The following is a 15,051-nucleotide window of genomic DNA, read 5'->3' as shown; positions in this document are numbered from 1 at the left end:
CGGGGCGACGCTACCGGCGCGATGCGCTCGGTGGTGGTGTTCGTTCCAGATCTGGCAGCGGTCGAGAAGCTCGTGACGGCACGACTGCACCCACCGCTCCATGATCGAGTTCATCCGCGGCATCCGAATGCCGGTGAGCACCGTCTTGATGCCGCCCCTCGGTGAGGATCTCGTCCGTGAGGGCCGGGAACGTCCCATCCCTGTCTCGGAGCAGAAAGCGCGCGCGGCAGCCCGCATCGTCCGGATCCCTCACCAGATTCCTGATCGCTTGGATGACCCGGCTGGCGCTCGGGTGCGCGGTGGTGCCGAGCACGCGCACCCGCCTGGTGGCGTGCTCGATGACGGCCAGGATGTACTGGCGTTGCCCGCTGAGAGTGACGGTTTCGATGAAATCCGCGGCCAGTAGGTCGTCGGCTTGCGAGCGCAGGAAGTCGGCCCACGTGGTGGACGCCCGTGATTTCGTCGGCCAGTAGCGACATCGTTTGTTGGTGAGTTTGGACAGCGGTTGGCGATCAACAGGCGCAGAAATGTTGGTGAGAAATGGCAGCACCCACCTCCGCCCGTTCTCTAGCGGAGACGGGCCAGCAAGTGGGCGTCCAGGAAGCCCCGCTCGGAGGCCGGGTCGTGGAGCAGCCGCGCGAATGTGGCGAACCCAGCCCCGGCCAGCAACTCGGCGAAGCGGTCCGCCGGCCAGCTATAGGCGGGTGTCACCTTGTGGTCGAAGCGGACCGGCTCGGGCGCGTCGGTTCCGAAGAACGAGACCAGGAGAAGGCCCCCCGGCGCCAGGACACGCGCCTGCTCGGCGAGCAGCGCGGGTAGTTCCCCAGGAGGGGTGTGAATCATCGAGTAGTGGGCCAGCACGCCGCCGAGCGCGCCGTCCTCAACGGGGAGTTCCTCCATCCGGGCCTCATCGAACTTCAGCGCCGGATGGGCCCGCCGAGCGTGGTCGACCATGGCCGGAGAGAGGTCGAGCCCGAAGGCATCCAGTTCCAGGTCGTGCAGCATGGCCGTCAGATGTCCGGGCCCGCAGCCGACATCCGCCACCCGCGAATTCCCCGTCCCACGCACCAACTCGGCGAAGGTGCCGATCATGTTCCGTGCGAACGGCTGCGTCTCCAGTCGGTTAGCGAACATCGACGCATATAACTCGACGACCCCGTCGTAGGCCGTCCTGGTCTCGTCCTGGTGCTTCGCCACGGGAAGGACGTTAACACCCCCCATTCTCAGCTGTTCTCCGGCCCCGTGCCGAATCCTGCGCCGTCGTATCGGACTCGCTCGGCTACCAGGCCAACGCCTTCTGCACCGTGCGGAACCCGACGCCGTGCTTCGTTTGCAGTGCCCGGTTGGACATGCCAGTGCGAGCATCGCGGCGGATCGCCGCGTACAGCTCAACCTTCGACATGCGAGGCACGTGGGCTCCCTCACGGTGCGTAGCACTCTGATAGTCCCACCGCAACCACTTGGGTGCTGTCAAAACTCAGCAACACAGTCCGGCGGACTACACGACCGCTGTCACGGCCGGCCAACAAGCGCTGTCGCAACTCAGGTATAGAGCCACGCCCGCTCGGGCACCGGGTCAAGCCCCGCCTGTTTTGAGGATCTCCCACACCGTGGACGGCGCGACCGTGATGCCGAATGTGGCGAGCTCGCCGTGCACCCGCCGATAGCCCCAGCCAGGGTTCTCTCGCACCAGGCGCGCCCCGCGCTCACGTGACGTCCCGGCGTAGCGTGATCAGGCGGGCGGCCGTCACGAGGGCCGCGACGTAGGCGGAGAACAGCAGGCCGCCCGCCCACCACGACAGCAACGTGCCGCCCTGCACCGGCATGCCGATGAGCGCCCTGGCCGCCCCGGCCGGCAGCCACCTGGCGACCTCCGGGATCAGATACGTCAAGAAGGCGTCGCCGTACAGGAACCAGACACAGGCGACCACGATCGCGGCGGTCTGGTTGCGCACGAGCGCGCCGAAGGCGACGCCGAACACCCCATAGAGGGTCGTGCTGAGCACCGCGCCCGTCAGCACGGCCGGTACGTCCGCGCTCATCGGCGGCAGGCCCCGCGTGGCCAGCGCGACGGAGCCGAAGGCCACCGTGGCGGCCGCGGATACCAGCGCCAGGATCAGCGCGACGATCCCGTACGCCGCCAGCTTGGCCGTCACGACCCGCTCGCGGCGCGGCGTGATCAGGAACGACCAGGTGATCGTCTGATGCCGGTATTCGCCGGTCATGCCGAGAATGCCGAGGATCAGGGCAAAGACATAAGCCTGCTGGGTCATTCCGTAGACGCTCTCCGCGCGTGGAGGCCCCGGCAGGAGCATCAGGGGCATCAGCGTCCACAGCACGCAGGTGAGCGGTGCGATGATGCCGAGCGCCCACGTGGTACGGCTGGCGCGTGCCCTGATGAGCTCGGCCGCGACGAGCCTGTTCACGCCGTCACCTTCAGGTAGAGCTCCTCCAGGTCGGCGACCGACTCCCCGCTCCAGGCGAGCCGGCCTTCGTTGATGATGACCACACGCTCGGCGACCTGCTGGATCTCGGCCAGGACGTGGGTCGACACGAGAACGGTCCCGCCACGCAGCGTGAACGCGCGCAGGAACTCGCGCAGCCAGTGCATGCCCGCGGGGTCCAGCCCGTTGGCCGGTTCGTCGAGGACGAGCGTGCGCGGGTCGCCCAGCAGCGCGCCGGCCAGCGCCAGCCGCTGCCGCATGCCGAGGGAGAAGCCGCCGGCCTTCCTGTCCGCCGCGCCGGAGAGGCCGGTGCGGGCCAACACCTGCGGCACGCGGCCGAGATCGAGCCCGGCGGCGGTGGCCAGCGCACGCAGATGCTCGGCGGCGGTCAGCCCTGGGTGGAAGGCCGCCGACTCGAGCACCGCCCCGACCTCGCTGATCGGACGGTCCAGCGCGGCGTAGGGGACGCCCGCGATCGTCGCGGTCCCGGCCATGGGCGTGACCAGGCCGAGGATCATGCGGAGTGTGGTGGTCTTTCCGGCGCCGTTGGGACCGAGGAAGGCCGTGATCGTACCCCGTTCGACGGTGAACGACAGATCGTCCACCGCGTGTACCTTCCCGAACGACTTGCTGAGGCGTTCGACCTCGATGGCTGTCATGCCCCGACCTTGCGGCAAGGCGCCCCGGGAGGGCATGCGACCGTGGGTGGAAACGGCGTTCTCCACCCTGGAGCCGATGTCTGCGTCCGGGGGTGCGGGCTAGCGTGATCGAGTGGCCCGTTTACGCAAGGCACTGATCGCGCTCGCGCTGGCGGACACCTCGTGGTGCGCGCTGGCGGCCACCGCGCACGCGGCGCAGCGGCTGGGCTGGCCCGCCGCTCTCGCCACAGCCGTGGTGGGGACGACGGGGGTGTTCTGCTTCGGGTGGGCGCTGCTCAAGGACGCGCCCGCGCGCAACGGCCGGCTGCTGGTGGTGAGCCTCGCGTGCGGGCTGGCCATCAACCTCACGGCACCGTACAGCGGGCTGGGGTTCTCCTTTCTGCTGGTCTTCGCGGCACCGTTCCGCACCGGGCTGCGCCCGGCGATCGCGATCTCGGTGCTCGGCAGCGGATGCACCTGGCTGGTGCTGCACCTGCTGAGGCTGCCGCCAGGCGCCGTGATCGGCACCGGCCTGGGGCTGATCTACTTCGCGCTGTTCGGCCATCTGACCTGGTACGCCTACTCGGGGCGCCGGCAGGCCGCCCAGGTGGCCGAGGCGCGCGCGGGCGAGGCCGTACTCCAGGAACGTGCCCGTCTGGCCAGGGAGATCCACGACGTGCTCGCGCACTCGCAGTCGGCGCAGATCGTGCACCTGCAGGGGGCGCGGCTGCTGCTCGAACGCGGTGGTCCGCCGTCCGAGGTGCTGGATCGGCTCGACCGCGCGGTACGGCTGGCGCGCACCGGGCTGGAGGAGACCAGGCGCGCCCTGGACACGCTGCGCGGGCAGGAACTGCCGCTGCCCGAACGGCTGGAGCGGCTGGCGGTGGAGTTCCGTTCGGTCACCGGGACGCCGTGCGAGGTGTCCGTCGAGGGCGACGTGGACACCCTCCCGGCGGGCGCGCGCCTGGCCGTCGCCCGTACCGCGCAGGAGGCCCTGACGAACGCGCGCAAGCACGCCCCCGGCGCCGCGGTCTCGCTGGCCCTGCGCCGGCTCGGCCCGTGGTGCGAGCTGGAGGTCCGCGACGATGGGACCCCATTGGGGCGACGGCGGGGCGAGGCGGAGCACGGCGGCTACGGGCTGGTCGGGATGCGGGAGCGCGCCGAGCTCATCGGCGGGTCGCTGGAGGCCGGGCCGGGGGCCGCGGGGTTCAGCGTGCGGCTGCGGGTGCCCGTATGACGGTGCGGGTGGTGGTGGCCGACGACCAGACCGTCGTGCGGGAAGGGCTGGTCCTGCTGCTCGGGCTCCTGCCGGGCATCGAGGTGGCGGGCGCGGCCGCCGACGGCGAGGAGGCGGTACGCCTGGCGCGGGACCTGGCTCCGCAGGTCGTGCTCATGGACCTGCGCATGCCGCGCATGGACGGAGTGGAGGCCACCCGGCGCATCCGTACCGAGCTGCCCGGCGTCCAGGTCGTCGTGCTGACCACCTACTCCGACGACGAGTCGATCTTCGCCGCCCTGCGCGCGGGAGCACGCGGCTACCTGACCAAGGACGCGGACCCGGAAGCGCTGGCCACCGCGATCACCACGGTCGCGGCCGGGCAGGCGGACTTCGACGCGCGCGTCCAGCTCCGGCTGGCCGAGTCGGTCACCACCCCGCGCCGGGCCGCGCCCGACGGTCTGACCAGACGCGAGGTCGAGGTGCTCACCCTGATCGCGGGCGGCCGGTCCAACGCGGAGATCGCCGCCCGCCTGTTCATCTCGGAGGCGACGGTCAAGACCCACATCAACAACCTGTTCGCCAAGGTAGGCGTGCGTGACCGGGCGCAGGCGGTCGCCTATGCCTTCCGGCACGGCATCACCGATTCGCCGTAGAAGAGCACGCCTCGGTCCGCCGGCCGGGACCTTTGACGGCTGTTGTGCGGGTCAATGGTGCTCGCCGGCGCGGCCGAGGCCGTCGGGGTCGCGGATGATGATCTTGCGGCGGCTGGTGGTGATGATTCCGCTGGTGCGCAGCCTGCTCAGCGCCCTGACGACGGACTCGCGCGAGGCTCCGACGAGCAGCGCGAGGTCGTGCTGGGACAGGGCCAGCCCGATGAGCAAGCCCTGCGGGTCTGGCCTGCCGTAGCGCGCCGCCAGCTCTTTCAACATTCTCGCTGTACGGCAGGCCACCGGGTGGGCGGCCTGCCGTACTCCATTGTCGGCGGTTCTGCGCAGCCGGTCGTTCGTGACCGCGACCAGCGTCCGGTAGATCTCAGGACGCGCGCGCAGCACCTGGCGGAAGCGGCTGGCGGCCAGCACCCGGCAGGTGACGGAGTCCACGGCGATCACGGCGGCCAGCCGTGCGCTGCCCTCGCCGGCGACGGCCGAGGCCTCGCCCACGATGTCGCCGGGGCCGCAGAGTCCGAGAACGGTGTGCGAGCCGTCGGAGAGTGTTCTGCCGACCTTCGCGGTGCCGCGCAGGATCAGCATCACGCGGGTACCGATCTCACCCTGCGCGCAGAGCGCCGAACGGGCAGGAAAGATCTGCTCGACGCCTTCGCTGAGCAACGCCTGCCGATCACCTTGCGCCAGCTGCCCGATGAAACCCCTCGTTGTGGCGTCGGTCACCGAGCAAGCCTAAGCCGAGTGCGGCAGGTGACGCAGAAGGTTCCGAGCGCCCGGAGCACGCTGGAAAGCAGTCAGATCCCCTGTCTCCAAGGGAGGCTTCATGCGTGTTCGCTGGATTCCCGCTCTGCTGTCGGCCGCGCTCGTGACGGTCGCCACTCCGCCCGCCTCCGCGCTGGCAGAGGAGTTCCCGCAGACGTTCACCATCCGCCCGCGCGCCGCCGACCGGTTGTGCGTGAACGCCCCTGCCGCCGGCAACGGCAGCATCGTCCTCCTGCTCGACTGCGCCGGCTCCTGGGGGGCGGGGACCAGGACCTGGACGAGCGCCAAGGTCGGCGGCATCGGGGACCTGGTCACCATCCGCAAGCGGGACACCCAGCAGTGCCTGGAGGTGGCGGGCTGGTCACGTCACAACGGAGCGAGTGTCATGACGTGGAACTGCGGCCCGCAGAGCAACCAGTACTGGCGCGTCAGCAAGAACGCCGACGGCTGGTGGCTGATCAAGAACGAGAACAGCGGCGGCTGCCTGGACGCCCGGATCCACGGGAACTGGTCGAACGTCTACCACTGGGCCTGCCACGGCGGTGGCGAGCAGCAATGGAAGGTCGTACCCGCCTGAGCGGTCAACAGCACCCGGGTAGTGGACAGGCACCCATGGGGTGCCTGTCCACTAATGATCGCTCTCATTCGGCTCGAGGCGGTCTTCCCAGGTAGGCCGTTGGAGTTGATCGTCGTACACGATGATGTCGGCGTGGTCGGTGGGGCGGGCTGTGGCGAAGTAGAGCTGTTGGGAGGGGATGTAGCGGTCGCGCCAGGACCGTTCGATCGCGGCGGTGTCGGTGGTGAATTACGTCCGTGCGGTTCAAGCCGCATGTGAGTACGCGTGGAGGATTCCGCCGAGCCGGTCTTGTCGGCGGATGGTCAAACTCGCGATCCGCTCCTGATCGATGATCGGATCCGGGACGGGACGCAGCGGGGCCGCCTGGGCAAGGGGCTTGATGGGCGCGGTGCCGGTGGTAAAACTGTTCGTACTCGTGCAGAGCGTGCCGCACGTGGCGTTCGTTCCACAACAGACAGCGGTCGAGTAGTTCGCGACGGCAGGACCCACCGTTCCATGATCGCGTTCATCCGCGGCATCCGGATGCCGGTGAGCACGGTCTGAATGCCGGCCTCGGCGAGGATCTCGTCCATGGGCGCCGGGAACTTCCCCGTCTCGATCGCGGATCAGATAGCGGGCCCGGCAACCGGTGTCCTCCAGATCCATCACCAGGTTCCTGACGGCCTGGGCGACCCGCTTGAGGACCTCCCAGACCGTGGACGGCGCCACCTTGGTGCCGAGCGTGGTGAGCTCTCCGTGCACCCTCCGATACCCCAGGACAGGTTCTCCTGGACCAAGCGCAGGACGAGGGCGCGGATGGAACGGACGGTTGGCGGGCGCCCGCGCCTCTTCGGCACGCAGGCACGAGCATGACGCCGTTGCACGAGATCGCGGTGCCGGCGCACGACAGTGTCCGACCGGACGAGGAGCCTCAGCCGGCGAGGTACGTCGCGGAGCAGCGGTGCCAGGAGAGCGGCGAGGAAGGCCCGGTCCTCAGGCGCGAACCGCGCCCTGGCGCCGACGCCGAGCTCCCGTTCGAGGACGGCGATCTGATAACGCAGGGCGAGAATCTCGACGTCCTTGTCCCGATCTCCCATCGGCAACAACCGCAGCGCCGCGAAGGTATTTTGTGACAACGAGATAGGCCAGGCGAAAGAGCACGACCGGTCATCCTTCCGCGCTGGCGCCTCTTCGGGAATCGAAGCCTGCCTGCGAGAGAAGCCCTGCAAGACCGCGACCTGGACGGATGGAATTATCGGCAGGCGCAAAGTCGGCGCCGAGCCCGGCCAACGTCCCGCACCGGGATGCTGTACCGCTCGAATGGGGAGCCGGCCGTGTGATCGGCAAGCAGGCTCCTGCGGTCGTCGCACAGATATGGGGACAGGAGCCCCAGCCTTCCCACCACCCGAGACCCAGCCTGAGCCTGGCCCCGATCGACGACGTCGACTGCACCCGCCTGCCCTGGGACGATCCGCCCGCTCTCACCGCGCCGGCCGCGGATGACGGCGTCCGCCGGCTGCCGCAGGCGTGGCCGCCGAAGGTGCCGGCGCCCGGCGCTGATGGCTGGCCGGGCAGGGCGGTCGGCTGGTTGCTGGAGGCGATGCCGCCGGGCTATCGCGCTCACCGTGACGTGCTCGCCATCCATCCGCTGCTGCTGGCCCGCTCCGCGTACGAGGACACCGTCCGCGCCCGCGACGCCGTACGGGACAGCTACCGCGGCGCGGCCGTCGCCCTGCGCGATCAGCTGCCGCCCGAGGCGATCACCGCCGTACTGGAGGTGCACCGCGCCGAGCTCGCCCATCTGAACGCGCTGGTGAGGCGATCGGGCACGTCGGCCGGGCGCCTGGTGCCGTGACGGGGTTCCTTCGCTCTGCCGGGGGCCGGTGTCTGGGTCCTGTCGGAGAACTTCACGGTCGGCATCTCCTGGTCGTGATCGGCCAGGCCGTCGTGGGTCTCTTCCATGCGCAGGGCAGCGCGAGCTGCGCGGCTGAAGATCTGGTGATCTTGCCGAGTTTCCCGTGAGCCCGCTAGGTTCGACGAATACGAATGTTTGAGGAGAGTCCGCTTGCCCTCCCGCCTTGCATTGCTCATCTCTGTGGTTCTTCTGCTACCTGCCGTCTCCTCCTGCTCGAAGGGCTGGAACACCTCGGAGGTCGGAACGTGCTTCACCACCAGGGGCTACGACGTCGTTGAGTGCTCGTCACCTGACGCGGGCCGCAAACTACTGAGGATCTTGGAAGGTTCGTCGCTCAGCATCGGCGATTGCCCCAACGGCACCTCCGTCATGCGGGAATACGACGGCAAGGGCTTCTGCATCGGGTCGCCGTGACGGCCTTGTAGAGCCCTGGAAGAGGCGAAGCGGCGCATCGACTCGGGACCGGGAGGGGAACCGGATGACCCTCCGCCTGGGACCGGAAGGTCTTGACGGGAAGGGACAGGGCGTCATGCGTGCGACACGGGGGTCCGGGCCGTCGCGCATAGGCCCGTTCCAGACGGTGGCCGAGCTCGGGCAGGGTGCCATGGGGCGCGTCCTGCTCGCCGTCGCCCCCGACGGCCGTCTCGTCGCGGTCAAGCAGGTGCACCCCGAACTGGCCGAGGACGCCGGGTTCCGGGTCCGGTTCCGGCACGCGGTGGCGGCCTCGCGCAAGGTGTCGGGTGCTTACACCGCCGCCGTACTGGACGCTGACACGGAGGCCGAAGCGCCCTGGCTGGCCTCGGTGTTCGTGCCCGGTCCCTCGCTGGGCCAGGTCCTGGCCGCCGCGGGCCCGTTGCCCGAGGAAGCGGTCAGGCCGCTCGCGGAGGGTCTCGCGCAGGCACTGGTCGACGTGCACCGGGCGGGTCTGGTCCACGGCGACCTCAAGCCGTCCAACGTGCTGCTCGCCAAGGACGGCGTACGCGTCACCGACTTCGGTATCGCACGGGCCGCAGAGGGGCACCCGAAGCTCACCCACGCCGGCGCCATGGTGGGCTCGCCGCCATTCATGGCACCGGAACAGGTCCAGGACCTGCCGCGGACCGGCGCCGCCGACGTGTTCTCGCTCGGCTCGACCCTCGTGATGGCGTGCACGGGCAAGCCGCCATTCGCGGGTACGTCGGTGCCGGGCGTGCTCTACAACCTCGCGCACCGGGCACCGACCCTGGACGCGGTACCGCCGGCACTACGGTCGTTCATCGAGGTGTGCCTGGCCAAGGACCCGGCGCAGCGCCCGTCGCCACTGGAACTCCTCACCGCGATCGGCACGGTGACGCCCGCGTGGCGGCCTTGGCCCGAGGCGGTGCATCGGCTCGCGGCCGAACAGCAGGCTGAGATCGATCGGCTGGTCGTTGGACCGGTCGCCTCCAGTGTCCCTACGCTCGCCGCCCCCGTCAGGATCCCGGCCCCGCCTGTCGTGTCCTCGCCGCCGTTCCCGCCCAGGCCGCCTGCCGCCGCGCCCCGTCGTAAGCGCACCTGGTGGCCGGCGGGGGGTGCCGCGGCCGCGGTGGTGGCCGCGGCGGCGGTCTTGACCTTCGTTTCCCTGGACGGCAACGGCGGCGACCCGTCGAGCCCGCTCCCCGGGAATCCGGACGCCCAGGAGCCCAGCAGCAGCGAGACCGTCCCGGCCCCCGGGACGACGCCCTTGTCGAAGGTCCCCGACAAGTACACGCAGCGGGTGCCGACGTGCAAGGAGGCCACGGGCATGGTGGAGGTGCCCGCGGGCTACGGAAAGCCGAGCGGCAACCTGGAGGCAGTCGGTGAAACGCCGAAGCAGTCCAACCAGTGCTTCTGGAGCAACCAGAACGGAGACAGGATCGTCGTCTCCTGGGATCATCACCTCTCCCAAGGCGGCAAGACCGGAGCGGAGCTGGCAGACGAGCGCTTCGAGAGCGGCTACGCCTCCGCCCACGGGTCGTACGAGCGCACCGCCGCCGGAGTCGGTGAGGAGGCGTACTGGCAACGGGGCATAGCCAATCTGTACGCCCGAGACGTCAACATGAGGCTCAACGTCATCGTGGAGAGCCGGCGATACTCCCCCGACGAGGCCAGGAACATCGCCCAGGCCGCCGCGAAGTCGGCCGTGAAGCTGGCGGAGTCTCGGTGATGATGACCACCGCGGTCCGCACCATCGGCGGGGAGGGCGAGGCGCGCCTGCACGCATGGGGCCACACACGCGCAGAGACGAAACAGCGTGCACAAACCGTGGAGCATCACGGTCGGTGATGACAGGCGGATTTCGACAGTGTGATGGCCGCGCCGACTCGCCTCAGGGCGGCTCCTGGAGGGCGGTTACGCGTTTCGCCCCCTTGTTTCCTTTGCGCGGTCACAATGGGATGGGCCCGGAGGCGATCACGATGACGGCGGGAGATCCGTATGCCGCTTCTTGCTGAGGTCATGGCGCTGACTGTCGCCCTCGGTCTGTACCTGTCAGGGCCGATCCCGTCCGGCGAGCCTCCTCCGTCCAAGATCGAACCGTGGTCCAGTTCGGCAGAGGCCCGCAGCGCGGACGGTCCCGTCTTCGTCCAGTCCTCACCGGTCAGGGTGCCCGCGGGTGGCACCGCCGAAGCCATCGCCGCCTGCCCGGCCGGGACGCAGGTGTTCGGCGGCGGCGAAAGCAATCCCGTCTTCGGGGCCGTGGTCCTTACCCGCTCGATCCCATGGCGCGGCACGTGGGAGACCACCGTGCGCAACAACGGTACGAGCGAGGCCTATGTCACCGGTTACGCGGTCTGCGGCAGCGGCCTCACCGCGTACCGGCAGGTCTTTGGAAGTGCGGTCAGCGTCACCCCGAATGGCGGCCAGGAGTCGGCCTCCGTGGACTGCCCGGCGGGGATGCGGATCCTCGGCGGCGGGCAGTGGATCAGCGGCCCGCTCAACGTCTCCGTCGACGCTTCGCTTCCGGGGAGCGACTCGGTCGGTGATGACTGGTTCATCCGCGTCCGCAACCACAACACCGAGATCATCGGCATCCAGCCCATCGCCATCTGCGGCAGCGGTCCGACGATCCAGATCGTCTCGGGAGGGAGTGCGGTCGTCGCCCCGGGCGAGTACAAACCGGCCACCGCGACCTGCCCGGCGGGGACCACGCTCCTCGGCGGAGGCGGGGGCGGCGTCTGGTACGACACCTACCAGGGGGTGGCGCTCACCGACTCCTACCGCTCGGGGGAGGGCTCATGGACGGTCTACGCCCGCGCGCACCCCACCAGCACCGGCCCGAGAGGCATCACCTCGCGCGCCATTTGCGGAACGTGAGTTCGTCGACGACGCCGAGCACCTGCCCGCCGGTGAGCTGGCCGCGGTCATGGGCTTGTCTGCGATCACGCCAGACGTTCCATGCTCTGCCCATGGCGCGGCGGATCAGGTCGTGGCCGGGCTACGGGTGCGGCTCCTTGCGCCGGCGGGCAGGCCCACCGGGAGACGATCTCCGACACCTACGCCAGTCCCGGCCTGGAGATCGAGCCGCAGGAGGCGGTGCAGTATCCGTACTCGGTGGGTGAGATCGTCACGGCGGCGGCGGAGGCGGGGTTGACGGTGACGCGCCTCGGCGAGCACGTAGCCGTCGATCTGGACCCCCGTTCCCTGCTGTCACGTGGTGAGGACGGACTGTTCCGGCTTCCGTTCGGGGACTCCCACCTGCCGATGCTGTACTCATTGCGGGCGCACCTGCCCGGATGAGGTAACGAGGGCGCCCCTCGGCCGGATGCCGGCCATCGGTGCCCCCTCACCAAGCGCATCCGCCCGGGCCTTATGGCTCTGAACGCCGTGCGGCCGGTCGGCGGCCGCCCCTGGGACGATCACACTTCGTGACAGGTCGGGCAGGGGCGGCGGGCCGCTCGGGTGGCCGGGTGCGGTCAGGTTGTGCCGAAGGCCCAGGTTGCGGGGCTGTCGGGCTGCTGGTCGGCGAAGAGCTTCAGCGCGGTGTTCTTCGCCGACTCCACCGGGACCGGGCTGCCGGATTTGCTGATCTGCCCGAGTGTCTGCTCATCGGCGCCGAGCGCCCGCAGCACCGAGCGGTATTCCTGCGCGGTGAGTTTGCCGTCCTCATCTCGGTCGGCGGCGGCGATGAGGGCGGCCACCCAGGGTGCGGCCGCGTCGGCCAGGGCCTTGCCCTGCTGCGAGGTCGCGGCCAGGCCGAACGCGGCCAGCGCCCGGCCGGTCACCAGGTCGAGGTCGGCGCGGGTGATCACGCCGTCCTGGTCATGATCGAAGCTGGCCAGGCGGGACTGCACCTTGCGCTGTAGAAGTCGTGGCGTCGCTCATGAGCGGTGTCCGGTGCCAGAAATGATGCAGAGGGTCTGACCTGCTCTCCTAGGCTCGGTTCTCGTGCTGTTCCGTCTTGTGTATCTGCTGGTGGTTCGGGTGTTCGGTTGGCTGGTGCTGCTCGCTCGGGGTAGTGCTTCCAAGGAGGTGGAGATCTTGGTGTTGCGGCATGAGGTCGCGGTGCTGCGTCGCCAGGTCGCTCGGCCCCGGCCGGACTGGGCCGATCGGGCGTTGCCGGCCGCGCTGGCCAGGCTGTTACCCGCTCGCCTTCGGCTGCATCGCATCGTGACGCCTGGCACGCTGCTTTGCTGGCACCGCAGGCTGGTCAAGAAGAAATGGACCTGCTGATGGAACTGGGCGAGCGAGCCGACGGGTTCCGGTTCCTGATCCGAGCCAGGGATGGCAAGTTCGGCGGAGGATTTGACGATGTACTCGCCTGGGCGGACGTGCGTGCCCTCAAGATCCCGCCGCGATCGCCGCGGGCGAATACCTTCGCCGAGCGGTTCGTCGGCACGCTCCGGCGCGAATGCCTCGATCACCTTCTGGTTCACGGTGAGCGGCATTTGCGACGGGTCCTGGCCAAGTACGAGCGCCACTACAACCAGCATCGACCGCATCAGGCCCTGTCGCTACGCGGGCCCCTTCACGATCCTGCCGAGGTGGTCGATCTCACGGCTCGAATAGAGCGACGAAGCGCTGTCTGCGGCCTGATCCACGAGTATCGCAGAGCCGCTTGACGCCGCGTGAAACCGCAGGCCAGCGCTATGAGCGAGTTTTGGCACCGAACGCGATGGTTAGCAGGATGGAGAACTCGTGCGCGCCTACAGACAGCTTCACGTTGTCGATGGCGCCGCCGAGCAGCCTGCAACACAACCTCGTGCACTGCGACCCACTCGACCATGCCCGCCTGCGCCGCCTGGTGAACAAGACCTTCACCCGGGCCGCGACCGCCGCCGCCGCAACGCCAACGGTGACCGCCTTCTCGTGAGCTTGTACGTACGTGGGAAAGCGCGAGCCGAGCCTGACCACCACCGTCGGCACGCCCCGGGCCCCGAGGTGGCCGCCTTTGCCATCTGTGTCGCACTTACTGATCGTGTGCCGGGGGCGGGCCGGTGGGCAGGTCGCGTTCGGAGAACATGTCGATCAGGCGGCGTACGGGCAGGTCGGCTTCGGTGGGGTAGCGCAGGTGCTGGTCGGTGTTGAGGGTGTAGTGGTTGTGGCGTCCGATGCGCTGGCGGGTGAGGTAGTCGGCTTCGTGCAGGTCGTTGACGATCGTTTGCACGGTGCGTTCGGTGATGCCGATGGTGGTGGCGATGTCGCGTAGCCGTACTTCGGGGTTGCGGGCGATTTCCAGCAGCACGCGGGCGTGGTGGGTCAGGAAGGTCCAGGCGGGGATCTGCTGGCCGGGCTGCATGGTGCTCCCCCGTTCGGCCCTGGTGGTGACGGGTGGTGTCGAGATGGTGACTATGACCAAGTTTATCCTGAAAGGTCTTTCATGTAAGAGTGTTCAGGGGTTACGGTCGAGGAAGCCAGGAAACCTCCGCAGCACCCACCGACGCTACACCGCCGTCAAGAACCGGACGCGCGGCCGGCGTCCACGACGAGGACCTGGCCGGAGACGAGGCCGACGTGACACCGCTGCACCTGACCAGCAGGGCTCTGATCGGTGGCACCCTGATCGAGGTGGCCGGTGAGCTGGACATCGTCACCGCCGCGCAACTGACCGCTTTTATCGAACGCGAGCATCCGCGGCCCGAGTTGCCGCTGGTGCTGGAGCTGTCCGCGCTGACCTTCATGGACAGCTCCGGCCTGCACCTGCTCATCGAGCAGCACCACCGCCAGAGCGTTCACGGTGCCGGCCTGCACCTGGCCGCGCCGCACGAACGCGTCACCCGAGCCCTGGAGATCACCGGCGTCTGCCGGCTGCTGCGCACCCACGCCACGCTCGGTCAGGCGATCACGGCCGCCGACCTGATCGACCCGCACGCAGTGCTTCACAACGGAGCTTGAACCCGCACCGCGTGGCGTTTCTCACTACCTTGGGCCGCCTTCCGGCTCTGTCATGGGGGTCGGGGAAGTCATAGGCCCGTTTGCGTGAGCGGGCGGCTGTTCGGGGTCGGTGGTCAGGTCGCCGCTCTCCGCACGGGTCAGCGCGGCCATCGCCTGGTCCCGGCTGTAGGTACCCGGCCGCCAGGACAGCACCCATCCCCCTCGGGTTCGGCTTTCGCCACCTGCTTGCAGCTGTCGCTGGTGATCCACTCGCCATCGAACCGCAGTGTCATCGCCCAAGCGTAAACAACCCCGATGCCGCAACGATCAAGGTTCGCGTGCCTGGTGGCGGTCTCGATGGTGCCAGATCTTCGGCGCAGGCGACCCCGACATCGTCGGCGACACCTACGCCGCGGACCTGCCGCCCGCTGAGCTGGAGGGCTATACCGCCTGCGCCCACCGCTGGGCGCAGCGAAACGGCAGAGAGCTCTCTCGAGCTCGGTCCTCGCCCGCTCGTCAAGAGGTTGTGTCGAGCCACCCCTT

At 69.2% G+C, this 15,051-nt stretch carries 21 protein-coding genes; 12 read left to right on the top strand and 9 right to left on the bottom strand.

Going from position 1 to position 15,051, the window contains the following annotated elements; all coding sequences use genetic code 11:
• Positions 1-10: 10 nt before the first annotated feature.
• The 5 genes from ACIBI5_RS37640 to ACIBI5_RS37620 form a co-directional block, all read right to left on the bottom strand.
• A complete protein-coding gene (locus tag ACIBI5_RS37640; protein WP_397253908.1) occupies positions 11-550 on the bottom strand; it encodes a hypothetical protein in 540 nt (179 codons plus the stop codon).
• 17 nt (positions 551-567) lie between these two features.
• Positions 568-1,197 carry a class I SAM-dependent methyltransferase gene (locus ACIBI5_RS37635; RefSeq protein ID WP_139635863.1) on the bottom strand — a complete coding sequence of 210 codons (630 nt, stop codon included), beginning with the start codon at positions 1,195-1,197 and terminating at the stop codon, positions 568-570.
• Positions 1,198-1,279: 82 nt separating this feature from the next.
• Positions 1,280-1,402 carry a hypothetical protein gene (locus ACIBI5_RS37630; RefSeq protein ID WP_397253906.1) on the bottom strand — a complete coding sequence of 41 codons (123 nt, stop codon included), beginning with the start codon at positions 1,400-1,402 and terminating at the stop codon, positions 1,280-1,282.
• Positions 1,403-1,706: 304 nt separating this feature from the next.
• Positions 1,707-2,426, bottom strand: coding sequence for a hypothetical protein (locus tag ACIBI5_RS37625; protein WP_397253904.1), 720 nt, complete (start codon positions 2,424-2,426; stop codon positions 1,707-1,709).
• Positions 2,423-3,103 (bottom strand): ABC transporter ATP-binding protein, encoded by a 681-nt coding sequence (locus ACIBI5_RS37620; RefSeq protein ID WP_397253902.1) that lies wholly within the window; start codon positions 3,101-3,103, stop codon positions 2,423-2,425. Before ACIBI5_RS37620 ends, ACIBI5_RS37625 begins: the two co-directional genes overlap by 4 nt.
• A gap of 112 nt (positions 3,104-3,215) precedes the next feature.
• Between ACIBI5_RS37620 and ACIBI5_RS37615 the strand changes: the two genes are divergently transcribed.
• On the top strand, positions 3,216-4,319 hold the full coding sequence (locus ACIBI5_RS37615) for a sensor histidine kinase (protein WP_397253901.1): 1,104 nt from the start codon (positions 3,216-3,218) through the stop codon (positions 4,317-4,319).
• Positions 4,316-4,954, top strand: a complete 639-nt coding sequence (locus tag ACIBI5_RS37610) for a response regulator (protein WP_397253899.1) — start codon at positions 4,316-4,318, stop codon at positions 4,952-4,954. Before ACIBI5_RS37615 ends, ACIBI5_RS37610 begins: the two co-directional genes overlap by 4 nt.
• 51 nt (positions 4,955-5,005) lie before the next feature.
• Here ACIBI5_RS37610 and ACIBI5_RS37605 read toward each other — a convergent pair whose 3' ends face one another.
• Positions 5,006-5,689 (bottom strand): Crp/Fnr family transcriptional regulator, encoded by a 684-nt coding sequence (locus ACIBI5_RS37605; protein WP_397253897.1) that lies wholly within the window; start codon positions 5,687-5,689, stop codon positions 5,006-5,008.
• A 100-nt stretch (positions 5,690-5,789) separates the two neighbouring features.
• Between ACIBI5_RS37605 and ACIBI5_RS37600 the strand changes: the two genes are divergently transcribed.
• Positions 5,790-6,305 (top strand): RICIN domain-containing protein, encoded by a 516-nt coding sequence (locus ACIBI5_RS37600; protein WP_397253895.1) that lies wholly within the window; start codon positions 5,790-5,792, stop codon positions 6,303-6,305.
• A gap of 243 nt (positions 6,306-6,548) precedes the next feature.
• On the opposite strand, the gene ACIBI5_RS37595 is transcribed toward ACIBI5_RS37600, so the two are convergent.
• On the bottom strand, positions 6,549-7,046 hold the full coding sequence (locus ACIBI5_RS37595; protein ID WP_397253893.1) for a hypothetical protein: 498 nt from the start codon (positions 7,044-7,046) through the stop codon (positions 6,549-6,551).
• A 116-nt stretch (positions 7,047-7,162) separates the two neighbouring features.
• On the opposite strand from ACIBI5_RS37595, the gene ACIBI5_RS37590 reads away from it, so the two are divergent.
• From ACIBI5_RS37590 to ACIBI5_RS37570, 5 genes are all read left to right on the top strand, one after another.
• Positions 7,163-7,417 (top strand): hypothetical protein, encoded by a 255-nt coding sequence (locus ACIBI5_RS37590; protein WP_397253891.1) that lies wholly within the window; start codon positions 7,163-7,165, stop codon positions 7,415-7,417.
• A gap of 203 nt (positions 7,418-7,620) precedes the next feature.
• A complete protein-coding gene (locus ACIBI5_RS37585; protein ID WP_397253889.1) occupies positions 7,621-8,139 on the top strand; it encodes a hypothetical protein in 519 nt (172 codons plus the stop codon).
• 589 nt (positions 8,140-8,728) lie between these two features.
• The gene (locus ACIBI5_RS37580; protein WP_397253887.1) at positions 8,729-10,363 is read left to right on the top strand and encodes a serine/threonine-protein kinase; all 1,635 of its coding nucleotides are present in this window, start codon (positions 8,729-8,731) and stop codon (positions 10,361-10,363) included.
• A 269-nt stretch (positions 10,364-10,632) separates the two neighbouring features.
• A complete protein-coding gene (locus ACIBI5_RS37575; protein ID WP_397253885.1) occupies positions 10,633-11,511 on the top strand; it encodes a hypothetical protein in 879 nt (292 codons plus the stop codon).
• Between the two features lie 81 nt (positions 11,512-11,592).
• Entirely contained in the window at positions 11,593-11,934 is a 342-nt protein-coding gene (locus ACIBI5_RS37570) for a hypothetical protein (RefSeq protein ID WP_397253883.1), read from the top strand.
• A 176-nt stretch (positions 11,935-12,110) separates the two neighbouring features.
• Here the strand turns inward: ACIBI5_RS37570 and ACIBI5_RS37565 are convergent, their stop codons facing one another.
• Complete coding sequence (locus ACIBI5_RS37565; protein WP_397253881.1) at positions 12,111-12,488, bottom strand: hypothetical protein; 378 nt, start codon at positions 12,486-12,488, stop codon at positions 12,111-12,113.
• Between the two features lie 94 nt (positions 12,489-12,582).
• Here ACIBI5_RS37565 and ACIBI5_RS37560 point away from each other — a divergent pair, with 94 nt between their 5' ends.
• The 3 genes from ACIBI5_RS37560 to ACIBI5_RS37550 all read left to right on the top strand — a co-directional run bounded on the left by ACIBI5_RS37560 (position 12,583) and on the right by ACIBI5_RS37550 (position 13,507).
• Positions 12,583-12,867 (top strand): hypothetical protein, encoded by a 285-nt coding sequence (locus ACIBI5_RS37560; protein WP_397253879.1) that lies wholly within the window; start codon positions 12,583-12,585, stop codon positions 12,865-12,867.
• Positions 12,855-13,256 carry an integrase core domain-containing protein gene (locus ACIBI5_RS37555; protein ID WP_397253877.1) on the top strand — a complete coding sequence of 134 codons (402 nt, stop codon included), beginning with the start codon at positions 12,855-12,857 and terminating at the stop codon, positions 13,254-13,256. Before ACIBI5_RS37560 ends, ACIBI5_RS37555 begins: the two co-directional genes overlap by 13 nt.
• A gap of 65 nt (positions 13,257-13,321) precedes the next feature.
• A complete protein-coding gene (locus tag ACIBI5_RS37550) occupies positions 13,322-13,507 on the top strand; it encodes a hypothetical protein (protein WP_397253875.1) in 186 nt (61 codons plus the stop codon).
• Between the two features lie 96 nt (positions 13,508-13,603).
• Here the strand turns inward: ACIBI5_RS37550 and ACIBI5_RS37545 are convergent, their stop codons facing one another.
• A complete protein-coding gene (locus ACIBI5_RS37545; protein WP_397253873.1) occupies positions 13,604-13,993 on the bottom strand; it encodes a helix-turn-helix transcriptional regulator in 390 nt (129 codons plus the stop codon).
• Between the two features lie 155 nt (positions 13,994-14,148).
• Between ACIBI5_RS37545 and ACIBI5_RS37540 the strand changes: the two genes are divergently transcribed.
• Positions 14,149-14,529 (top strand): STAS domain-containing protein, encoded by a 381-nt coding sequence (locus ACIBI5_RS37540; RefSeq protein WP_397253871.1) that lies wholly within the window; start codon positions 14,149-14,151, stop codon positions 14,527-14,529.
• The last annotated feature ends 522 nt before the right edge of the window (positions 14,530-15,051 follow it).

This window comes from Nonomuraea sp. NPDC050540, from assembly GCF_044457485.1.
Taxonomy (GTDB): Bacteria; Actinomycetota; Actinomycetes; order Streptosporangiales; family Streptosporangiaceae; genus Nonomuraea.
Note: the sequence above shows the minus strand (reverse complement) of the source record. Positions and strands in the feature narration are given on the sequence as shown.

Coding starts and splice junctions, on each gene's coding strand:
- ACIBI5_RS37555 (WP_397253877.1), top strand. CDS start 12,855: ATGGACCTGCTGATGGAACTGGGCGAGCGAGCCGACGGGTTCCGGTTC.
- ACIBI5_RS37630 (WP_397253906.1), bottom strand. CDS start 1,402: ATGTCGAAGGTTGAGCTGTACGCGGCGATCCGCCGCGATGCTCGCACT.
- ACIBI5_RS37580 (WP_397253887.1), top strand. CDS start 8,729: ATGCGTGCGACACGGGGGTCCGGGCCGTCGCGCATAGGCCCGTTCCAG.
- ACIBI5_RS37550 (WP_397253875.1), top strand. CDS start 13,322: ATGGAGAACTCGTGCGCGCCTACAGACAGCTTCACGTTGTCGATGGCG.
- ACIBI5_RS37620 (WP_397253902.1), bottom strand. CDS start 3,103: ATGACAGCCATCGAGGTCGAACGCCTCAGCAAGTCGTTCGGGAAGGTA.
- ACIBI5_RS37610 (WP_397253899.1), top strand. CDS start 4,316: ATGACGGTGCGGGTGGTGGTGGCCGACGACCAGACCGTCGTGCGGGAA.
- ACIBI5_RS37570 (WP_397253883.1), top strand. CDS start 11,593: ATGCTCTGCCCATGGCGCGGCGGATCAGGTCGTGGCCGGGCTACGGGT.
- ACIBI5_RS37575 (WP_397253885.1), top strand. CDS start 10,633: ATGCCGCTTCTTGCTGAGGTCATGGCGCTGACTGTCGCCCTCGGTCTG.
- ACIBI5_RS37600 (WP_397253895.1), top strand. CDS start 5,790: ATGCGTGTTCGCTGGATTCCCGCTCTGCTGTCGGCCGCGCTCGTGACG.